The organism is Bacillus sp. SIMBA_074, from assembly GCF_046534555.1.
Taxonomy (GTDB): domain Bacteria; phylum Bacillota; class Bacilli; order Bacillales; family Bacillaceae_G; genus Bacillus_A; species Bacillus_A mycoides.
In genome coordinates, this window is sequence record NZ_JAWRYM010000246.1 from 1 (window position 1) to 328 (window position 328).

A 328-nucleotide genomic window follows, 5' to 3' on the forward strand; every position below is an offset into this window, starting at 1 on the left:
GGCTGTGGAGGACAACGCGGTCGTGACCGCCGAGTTCCCCGGCGGCCGCCTCGGAGTGTTCGAGGCCAGCGTGGTCACGACGCCGGGAGCGTTCACGGTCGAGCTGCGCGGAACGCAGGCGAGCCTGATGTTCGGTTTCGGCGGCGAGCGCCTGCTCGCCAAGGGCGGAGCCTTCGGCGACGAGTGGCGGGAGCTTCCGCTGCCCGAGCGGCGGCCCGGGGCGTTCGCGCAGTGGGTGCAGCACATCCACGACGGCACGACCGCCGACGACAACCTGCGCCACGCGGTCGAGCTGACCCGGATGGTCGTCGCTGCCAACGAATCGGCC

1 pseudogene is annotated in these 328 nt (G+C 72.3%); it reads left to right on the top strand.

The features are described 5' to 3' along the window. Positions 1 to 22: 22 nt before the first annotated feature. Positions 23 to 328, top strand: a pseudogene (locus tag SB773_RS30695) (Gfo/Idh/MocA family protein); the annotation flags it as partial.